Origin of the sequence: Roseicyclus sp., from assembly GCF_052168335.1 — a bacterium.
Classification (GTDB): domain Bacteria; phylum Pseudomonadota; class Alphaproteobacteria; order Rhodobacterales; family Rhodobacteraceae; genus Roseibacterium.
Window position 1 is genome coordinate 1 of sequence record NZ_JBQLZP010000179.1, and the last position, 9,251, is coordinate 9,251.

The window sequence follows — 9,251 nt, forward strand, 5'->3', positions numbered from 1 at the left end:
CGAGCTCGCCGCCGCCACCGCCGAGCAGTCCGTCCTCTCCCGCCGCCAGGCCGAGGCGCAGGCCGAGGCGCGCCTCGCCGATGCGGGCACCGCGCTCGAACGCGCGCGGATCGGACTGGCCGAGGCCGAGCGTGCGCGCGCCGAGACGGAGCTGACCGCGGCCTTCGACGGCATCCTGTCGGAGGTCGACGCCGCCGAGGGGCGGCTCGTCTCCCGCAACGAGCGATTGGCGCGCCTGATCGACGGCGACGCGCTGGAGGTGGCCTTCCGCATATCCTCGGCGCAATACGCGCAGCTGCTCTCCGAGGACGGCCGCCTGCCCGCGGCGCCGGTGCGCGTCGTGCTCGACGTCTTCGGCCTCGACCTTTCGGCCGAGGCGGTGCTGACGCGCGAGGCGGGCGCGGTGGCCGAGGGCCAGTCCGGCCGCCTCCTCTTCGCGCGGATCGACGCGGCGCGGGGGCTTCAGGCGGGCGACTTCGTCCGCGTCGAGGTGGAGGAGCCGCCGCTCGCCGGCGTCGCCCGCCTGCCTGCGACGGCGCTCGGCTCCGACGGGCGGCTTCTCGTCCTCGGCGAGGAGGGGCGGCTGGAGGCGGCGGAGGCCACCCTTCTCCGGCGGCAGGGCGACGACATTCTCGTGAGCGTTCCGGCCGAACTGGCGGGCCGCGAGGTCGTCGTGGCGCGCACGCCCGTCCTCGGCGAGGGCATCCGCGTGAACCCCTTCCGCCGCGATGGCGCGGAGGAGCCGCAGGCCGAGGCCACCATCCCGCTCGACCCCGAGCGGCGCGCGCGCCTGATCGCCTTCGTGGAGACCAACAGCTTCATCCCCGAGGACGTCCGCAGCCGCATGATCGAGCAGCTTAACGCCCCCGAGGTCCCGGCGCAGATGGTCGCCCGGATCGAGGCACGGATGGGAAGCTGAGCCCGTGATCCGCCCGCTTCCCCCGCGCGCCGCAGGCATCCTCGGCTATTTCACGCGCCACAGGACGGCGGCGAATCTCCTGCTCGTCCTGATGGTCGCGGCAGGCCTCGCGGCGATCCCGCAGATGCGCGCGCAGTTCTTCCCGGACGTGATCTCGGACGAGATAAGCCTCTCCGTCACCTGGGAGGGTGCGGGGGCGGAGGACGTGGACGCCGGCATCGTCGCCGTGCTCGAGCCCGTGCTGATCGCCGTCCCCGGCGTCGCCGCCACCTCCGCCACCAGCCGCGAGGGGCGCGCCTCGATCGAGCTCGAGTTCGAGCCGGGGTGGGACATGGCGCGCGCCGCCGACGAGGTCGAGGCGGCGGTGAACAACGTCACCGGCCTGCCCGACGGCGCGGAGGAGCCGACCGTGCGCCGCGGCGCCTGGTGGGACCGCGTCACGGATGTCGTCATCACCGGACCCGTCGCGCCCGAGCAGCTCGGCCGCTTCGCCGACGAGTTCGTCGCCCGCCTGTTCGACGCGGGCGTCACGCGCGCCACGATCCAGGGCGTCGCGGCCCCCGAGATCGTGGTCGAGGTGCCCTCCGCCTCGCTTCTGCGTCACGACATCAGCATGGCCGAGATCGCCGAGGTGATCGCCGCAGCCGCCGACACCTCGCCCGCCGGAGATCTCGACGCGGCGGGCGCGCGCGTGCGCACGGGATCGGCCACGCGGGACGCCGAGGGCATCGCGGCCCTCACGCTCCGCACCAACGCGGACGGCTCGGCCCTGACCATCGGCGACGTGGCGCGGATCGAGGTCGGCGGCGCGGACAGGGAGCGCGCCTATCTGGTCGGCGAAAACCCCGCCATCGCGATCCGCGTCGACCGCTCCGAGGACGGCGACGCCATCGCGATCCAGGCCACCGTGGAGGAGATCGCGGCGGAGCTGGAGGCGACGCTGCCCGCGGGCACCTCGATCGACCTCATCCGCACGCGGGCCGAGGCGATCTCGGGGCGGCTCGACATCCTGCTCGACAACGCGCTGCTCGGGCTCGGCCTCGTCGTCGCGCTCCTGTTCCTGTTCCTGAACGCGCGCACCGCGTTCTGGGTGGCGGCGGGCATCCCGGTGGCGCTGACGGCGGCCATCGCGCTCATGTGGGCGGCGGGGCTGACGATCAACATGATCTCGCTCTTCGCGCTCATCATCACGCTCGGGATCGTCGTGGACGACGCCATCGTGGTCGGCGAGCACGCGGACTGGCGGGCGCGGAGCCTCGGCGAGGACCCCGTCACCGCCGCCGAGAACGCCGCCCGACGCATGGCCGCGCCGGTCTTCTCCGCGACGCTGACGACGATCCTCGCCTTCGCGGGCCTCGTCGCCGTCGGCGGGCAGTTCGGCTCGCTCATCGCCGACATTCCCTTCACGGTGATCGTGGTGCTGATCGCGAGCCTCGTGGAGTGCTTCCTGATCCTGCCGAACCACATGGCGCATGCGCTGGCCCACTCCGCAAAGGAACACTGGTATGACATGCCCTCGCGCGTCGTGAACCGGGGCTTCGAGGCGGTGCGCGAACGCGTCTTCCGCCCGCTGATGGGGTGGGTCGTCCTCGCACGCTACCCGGTGCTGGCCGCGGTGATCCTCGTGCTCTCCACGCAGGTCGCCCTCTTCCTGCGCGGCGACGTGACCTGGCGCTTCTTCAACGCGCCCGAACTCAGCTCGGTCTCCGGCAACTTCGCGATGCTCGACGGCGCCTCGCGCGAGGACAGTCTCGAGATGGTGCGCGAGATGCAGCGCGCGGTCGACGCCGTGGCGGCCCGCCTCGAGGCCGAGCATGGGACGAACCCCGTCGCCTACGTCCTGGCCGAGATCGGCGGCAACACCGGGGGCCTCGCCGGGGCCGAGGACAAGGACGCGGACCTCGTCGGCTCGATCTCGGTCGAACTGATCGACGCGGACCTCCGCCCCTATTCCTCCTTCAGCTTCGTGGCGGCGTTGCAGGAGGAGGTTCGCAACCTGCCCATGACCGAGACGGTCAGCTTCCGCGGCTGGCGCGGCGGGCCGGGCGGGGCCGCGATCGACGTGCAGATCTACGGCGCCGACACGGCGACGCTGAAGGCGGCGGCCGAAGCGGTGCAGACGGCGCTTGCCGTCCACCCCGAGGTTTCGGCGCTCGAGGATTCCATGGCCTACGACCGCGAGGAGCTGAGCCTCGAACTGACCGCGCAGGGCGAGGCGCTGGGCTTCTCCATCGATGCGCTCGGCCGGGTCCTGCGCGATCGTCTCGGCGGGATCGAGGCCGCGACCTTCCCCGACGGTCCGCGCACCGCCGCGATCCGCGTCGAACTGCCCGAGGGCGAGCTGACCGCCGACTTCCTCGACCGCACCCTCCTCCGGGCGGAGGGCGGGCAGTACGTGCCGCTCGCCGACATCGTCACCGTCACGGCGCGGCAGGGCTTTTCCACCATCGACCGCGAGAACGGCATCCGCCTGATCTCGGTCACGGGCGACCTGTCCGAGGACGACCCCGCCCGCGCCGAGGCGATCATGGAGGAGCTGCGCGAGACGATTCTCCCCGGCATCGAGGCCGATTTCGGCGTGGCGACGCAGCTTGCGGGCCTGGCCGAGCAGGAGCGGGAATTCCTCGGCGACGCGCTGACGGGCTTCCTTCTCTGCATCCTCGGGATCTACCTGGTCCTCGCCTGGATCTTCGCGAGCTGGACGCGGCCCCTCGTCGTCATGGCGGTCATCCCCTTCGGCCTCGTCGGCGCGATCTGGGGCCACTGGCTCTGGGACGTGCCGATGTCGATGTTCACTGTGGTGGGCCTGATCGGGATGACGGGGATCATCATCAACGACTCCATCGTGCTGGTGACGACGGTGGACGAATACGCCGAGAAGCGCGGCCTGATCCCCGCCATCGTCGACGGCGCCTGCGACCGCCTGCGCCCCGTTCTCCTGACGACGCTGACGACGGTGCTGGGTCTCGCGCCGCTGCTCTACGAGGGGTCGGCGGATGCGCAGTTCCTCAAGCCCACGGTCATCACGCTGGTCTACGGGCTCGGCTTCGGGATGGTGATCGTGCTGCTTGTGGTGCCCGCGATCCTCGCCATGCAGCAGGACATGGGCCAGCAGGTGCGGGCTCTGCGCCGGGGCCTCCGGGCCGCAGGCCGCGCTCGGGAGCTGACGATTTCGCTGGCGGGATTGTTGGCGCTCGTGGCCGTCGCCTTCTCGGCGACGCTCGGGTCGCAGATCGTCACCGGCCGCATGGCGGGGCCGCTCGGCGCCATCGGCGAGGGCTCGGCAGCCGCCGCGTTCGGCCTGTTCCTCGGGATCGTGGGCGCGCTCTGCCTCGTCGCCTGGGGGATCGCCGCGGGCCTCGCCGCGCGGCGCAGCGCCTGAGACCTCAGCCCCGGCAGCCGTCGAGTTCCACCGCCATCCGCGTTCCGATCACCGTCACCCGGAGGTCGCTCCGGTTCAGTGCGAAGGGCCCGTGATCGGGCGGCACCACGTCGGCGACGGCGGTGATCGTGCCGCCCTCGCGCCGCGTCGCCGCCTCGGACACCCAGATCTGCGGATCGCGATGCTCGAGCACCAGCGTCTCGTCGGCGCCGGTGCCGGGCACCTCCGCCGTGACCGTCACGCGCAGCCCGTCCGAGATCGGCTCGACCGAGCAGCGCACGTCGCCCGCGCCTGCCTCGGTCGCGGTCAGCGGCCGGTCCGACAGCGCGAGGCCGATGGCGCCGTCGCGGTCGGTGTCGGGCAGGAGGTCAGATCCGAGATCCAGCGCCACGGGCACGCAGACGTCGAGGCACACGCCGAGCTCGAGCCGCCCGTCGATCCGGTGTGTGCCGCCACCTTCGAGGGCGAACTCCACGGGCAGGATCACCTCGTCGCTGTAGCCGATGGAGCGCATGCCGTTGGTGTGGAAGACCTCGGGACGGGGCCAGTGGATCGCCATGCCGTCGATGCCCTCGGCGGAATGCAGCCGCAGGATCGTCGGCACGCCGCCTTCGCCGGGCGCGCGCCAGTAGGTCTTCCATCCCGGGGCGAGCGAGATGCGGATGCCGGCCATGTGGTTGCCGTTTTCCATCCGCCACCCTTCGAGGAGCGTGACCTGCACCACCTGGTCGACGTTGCGCCCGTCGAACTGCGCCGCGGCGGGCGCCGGGACGAGGAGGGCGGCAAGTGCAGCGAAACCGAGCGTGGACAGGCGGTTGGTCATGATCGGGAAGTAGGCAGCGTCACCTGAAATGAAAAGTCACGTTTCGGCGACGGGCGGGCGGGTTGATTGGAATCCGCAACACCCCCATGCTCGGGGGATGCAGACGCCCTCCGCCCCCGCAGACCTCACAGGGAAGCTCCTGATCGCGATGCCCGGAATGGGCGACCCGCGATTCGCGAGCGCCGTCGTCTTTCTCTGCGCGCATTCGCCGGAGGGGGCGATGGGCCTCATCGTCAACAAGCGCATGGACGAGGTGACGTTCTCCGAGATGCTCGAGCAGCTCGAGATCGCGAGCCCCGGCGCCGTGCGGGACGTGCCCGTCTGCTACGGCGGGCCGGTCGAGCCGCGGCGGGGCTTCGTCCTGCATTCCTCGGACTACCGGCCGCGCGGCGAGGAGGGTCTCACCGTCGACGGGCGCTTCTCGATGACCGCGACGCTCGACATTCTCGAGGACATCGCCAATGGCCGCGGGCCGAAGCAGGCGCTCCTCGCCCTCGGCTATGCCGGCTGGGGTCCGGGCCAGCTCGAGGCCGAGATCGCGCAGAACGGCTGGCTCACGGCCGAGGCCTCGCCCGATCTCGTCTTCGGGCACCGGATGGAGGGCAAGTGGGAGGCGGCGCTGAAGTCGCTCGGCATCCATCCCCTGATGCTCTCGTCCGAGGCGGGCCACGCCTGAGGCTCAGCTCTCCGGGACGGCGGCACGGCGCAGCCGGTCGTTGATCGCGCGCCCGAGGCCGGTCTCGGGCACCTCCGCCACGCGGATCGCGCGCGCGCCCCTCGCACGCGCCAGCGCGTCGGCGTCGTGCAGGACGGAGAAGAGGCGCGCCGCCGCCTCCGTCAGGTCGCCCGTCGCAGAGAGCGTCAGGTCGGCGGCGCCCGGCCCGAAGCCGACGCTCACCTCGTCCTTGCGGGCCGGACCGCCGAGGATCAGCGGCACGCCCGGCGCGTAGTGCCGCTCCATCTGGCCCGGCGCCTCGATCCGGCCGGGCGTCAGGTCCGCCGTCAGCGGCCCCGCGACGGCCTCCACCGCCTCGCGCGGGAGGCCGCCCTCGCGCAGGAGGCGGGTGCCGGAGGGGCCGGGGGCGAGGATGGTGGATTCGACGCCCACCGCGCAGGGGCCCGCGTCGAGGATCGCGTCCACCGCGCCGCCGAGCCCGTCCGCCACGTGCCCCGCCGTCGTCGCGCTGATCCGACCCGAAAGATTGGCCGAGGGCGCCGCGACCGGACGCCCGAGGCCGCGCAGCACCGCCTGCATCACCGGATGCGCCGGCACGCGGAGCGCAACCGTGGGCAATCCGGCGGAGACGAGGGGCGCGATGCCCGACCCCGCCCGCAGCGGCAGCACGAGCGTGAGCGCCCCCGGCCAGAAGGCTTCGGCCAGCGCCTCCGCCGGGCCGGTCATCTCCGCGATCTCGCGCGCGGCCGCGAGGTCCGGCACGTGCACGATCAGCGGGTTGAACGCGGGCCGCCCCTTGGCCGCGAAGATCCGCGCCACCGCCCGCCCGTCCGTGGCGTCCGCCGCGAGGCCGTAGACCGTCTCCGTCGGCACCGCCACGAGCCCGCCCGCGCCGAGGATCGCGACGGCGCGCGCGATGCCTTCCGCATCGGCCTTCAGGAGCTCTGGACTTGACGCGGACATCCGTGACGTAACGTTGGAGTTGATCGGACCCCGTCCGGGGCCATACCTCGGCCCTGCGACAGGAATTTCCGGTTGCAGGCCCGTTGCGATAGCGCGAATTGCCCGCGCCTGCAAACATGGGGGCCAGCGCCGCAGACAGGCAAACGGACAAGGGAGGTTGTCATGCCGTATCGCGCCCCGGTCTCCGAGATCCTCTTCTGCCTCGACAAGGTCGTGGGCTTCGACCGCGTGCAGGCCACCGGGCGCTTCGCCGAGGCGACGCCCGAGACGGTCGCCGCCATGCTGACCGAGGCGGGCCGCATCTGCGAGGAGGTGCTGGCGCCCCTGAACCGCGCGGGCGACCTGCATCCCGCGCGGCTCGAGAACGGGATCGTGCGCACCTCGCCCGGCTTCGCAGGGGGCTGGCGCGCCATCGCGGAGGCGGGTTTCGTCGCGCTCGCCGCCGACCCCCAGCACGGGGGCCTCGGAATGCCCATGGCCGTCACGAGCTCGGTCAACGAGATGATCGCCTCGGCCTGCCTCGCGCTGCAACTCGCGCCGCTGATGAGCCAGGGACAGATCGAGGCGCTGGAGCATCACGCGAGCGAGGAGCTGAAGGCGACCTACCTGCCGAGGCTCGTTTCGGGCGACTGGAACGCCACGATGAACCTGACCGAGCCTCAGGCGGGTTCCGACGTCGGCGCGCTCCGCACCCGGGCCGAGCCCAGGGGCGACGGGACCTACGCGATCAGCGGGCAGAAGATCTACATCTCCTGGGGCGACAACGACTTCACCGAGAACACCGTTCACCTCGTCCTCGCGCGGCTGCCGGACGCGCCCGCCGGAACCAAGGGCATCAGCCTCTTCCTCGTGCCCAAGCGCTTGCCGGATGCGCGCGGCGCGGCGGGCGTCGCCAATGCGCTGCGCGTCGTCTCGCTCGAGCACAAGCTGGGCCTCCACGGCAGCCCGACCTGCGTGATGGAATACGACGGCGCGACCGGCTGGCTCGTGGGGCGCGAGGGGGGCGGCATGGCCGCCATGTTCACCATGATGAACAACGCCCGCCTCGGGGTCGGCGTCCACGCGCTCGGCGCGGGCGAGGCGGCGTATCAGCACGCGCTCGCCTATGCCGCCGACCGGGTGCAGGGGCGGCCGCTGGTCGAGGGCGGGACGGGCACGATCCTCGACCACGCCGACGTGCGGCGGATGCTCACCGGAATGCGGGCCGAGCTTTTCGCCGCGCGCGCCATGTCGCTGGACCTCGCCGTGTCGATCGACATGGCGACGGCGACGGGCGAGGCGGCGTGGAAGGCGCGCGCCGCGTTCCTCACGCCCATCGTCAAGACCTACGGCTCCGAGACAGGGATCGCGGTGGCCGATACCGGCATCCAGGTCCACGGCGGCATGGGCTTCATCGAGGAGACCGGGGCCGCGCAATACGCCCGCGACGTGCGCGTCTCGGCGATCTACGAGGGCACGACCGGCATCCAGGGCATGGACCTCGTCGGCCGCAAGCTCTCGGACGGGGGCGAGGCCGCCTTCGCGCTGATCGACGAGGTGGCGGCGACGGCGCGCGAGGCGGGCAGCGACGCGCTCGCCGACACGGCGGAGGCACTGCGCGCAGCGACGGCGCGGATGCTCGCCCTCGATCTCAACGACCGGCTGGCGGGCTCCGTCCCCTATGCCCGCGCCTTCGCGCTGACGCTCGGCGGGCACTACCACCTCCGCGCCGCGATGGCCGAGCCGGGCGGCGCCCGCGCGCGGCTCGCCGAGAGCTTCCTCGCGCGGCAGATGGCCGCCGTCCCCGGCCTCCTCGCGCAGGCGACGGCGGGCGCGGGCGACCTCTACGCCCTCTCGCCCGACGATCTCGCGGCGTGATCGTCTACCCGCACGAGACCCACCCCGAGCCCGGGGCGGCGGTCGAGGTGGCCGAGGATATCCTCTGGCTGCGGCTGCCGCTGCCCATGGCGCTCGACCACGTCAACGTCTACGCGCTGCGCGACCCGGATGGCTGGACCATCGTGGACACCGGCCTCGACGCTCGCCGCTGCCGCGAGGCGTGGGAGGCGGCGCTGTCGGGGGCGGTGAAGGGCGCGCCCGTCGTCCGGGTCCTCGTCACCCACCACCACCCCGACCACATCGGCCTCGCCGGCTGGTTCCAGGCGCGGGGGGCCGAGCTTCTGACGACGCGCACGGCCTGGCTGTTCGCGCGGATGCTGACGCTCGACGTGCAGGACCGCCCGACCCCGGAGCAGGTCGCCTTCTGGCAGGGGGCGGGCATGGCGCCCGGCCTGCTGGAGACGCGGCGGGGCGAACGCCCGTTCAACTTCGCCGACATCGTCGCGCCCATGCCGCTCGGCTTCACGCGGATCGACGAGGGCCAGCGCCTCCGCCTCGGCGGGCGGGACTGGGTCGTGCGCCTCGGCCACGGCCATGCGCCCGACCACGCGACGCTCTGGTGCGAGGACGGCGATCTCGTCCTCGGCGGCGACCAGCTCCTGCCGTCGAT

7 protein-coding genes are annotated in these 9,251 nt (G+C 72.7%); 5 read left to right on the top strand and 2 right to left on the bottom strand.

Features of this window, described 5'->3' with window-relative positions; all coding sequences use genetic code 11:
- Both ACTS11_RS05560 and ACTS11_RS05565 read left to right on the top strand, forming a co-directional pair.
- A partial coding sequence (locus ACTS11_RS05560; protein ID WP_442639343.1) for an efflux RND transporter periplasmic adaptor subunit occupies positions 1-919 on the top strand: 919 nt, incomplete at its 5' end.
- A gap of 4 nt (positions 920-923) precedes the next feature.
- A complete protein-coding gene (locus ACTS11_RS05565; protein ID WP_442639344.1) occupies positions 924-4,301 on the top strand; it encodes an efflux RND transporter permease subunit in 3,378 nt (1,125 codons plus the stop codon).
- Positions 4,302-4,305: 4 nt separating this feature from the next.
- Here the strand turns inward: ACTS11_RS05565 and ACTS11_RS05570 are convergent, their stop codons facing one another.
- On the bottom strand, positions 4,306-5,124 hold the full coding sequence (locus ACTS11_RS05570) for a protein-disulfide reductase DsbD domain-containing protein (RefSeq protein WP_442639345.1): 819 nt from the start codon (positions 5,122-5,124) through the stop codon (positions 4,306-4,308).
- A 97-nt stretch (positions 5,125-5,221) separates the two neighbouring features.
- On the opposite strand from ACTS11_RS05570, the gene ACTS11_RS05575 reads away from it, so the two are divergent.
- Complete coding sequence (locus ACTS11_RS05575; RefSeq protein WP_442639346.1) at positions 5,222-5,800, top strand: YqgE/AlgH family protein; 579 nt, start codon at positions 5,222-5,224, stop codon at positions 5,798-5,800.
- Between the two features lie 3 nt (positions 5,801-5,803).
- On the opposite strand, the gene ACTS11_RS05580 is transcribed toward ACTS11_RS05575, so the two are convergent.
- Positions 5,804-6,763, bottom strand: coding sequence for an L-threonylcarbamoyladenylate synthase (locus ACTS11_RS05580; protein ID WP_442639347.1), 960 nt, complete (start codon positions 6,761-6,763; stop codon positions 5,804-5,806).
- Positions 6,764-6,925: 162 nt separating this feature from the next.
- Between ACTS11_RS05580 and ACTS11_RS05585 the strand changes: the two genes are divergently transcribed.
- Together ACTS11_RS05585 and ACTS11_RS05590 are read left to right on the top strand one after the other, a co-directional pair.
- A complete protein-coding gene (locus tag ACTS11_RS05585) occupies positions 6,926-8,620 on the top strand; it encodes an acyl-CoA dehydrogenase (protein ID WP_442639348.1) in 1,695 nt (564 codons plus the stop codon).
- A partial coding sequence (locus ACTS11_RS05590) for an MBL fold metallo-hydrolase (RefSeq protein ID WP_442639349.1) occupies positions 8,620-9,251 on the top strand: 632 nt, incomplete at its 3' end. The genes ACTS11_RS05585 and ACTS11_RS05590, both read left to right, overlap by 1 nt.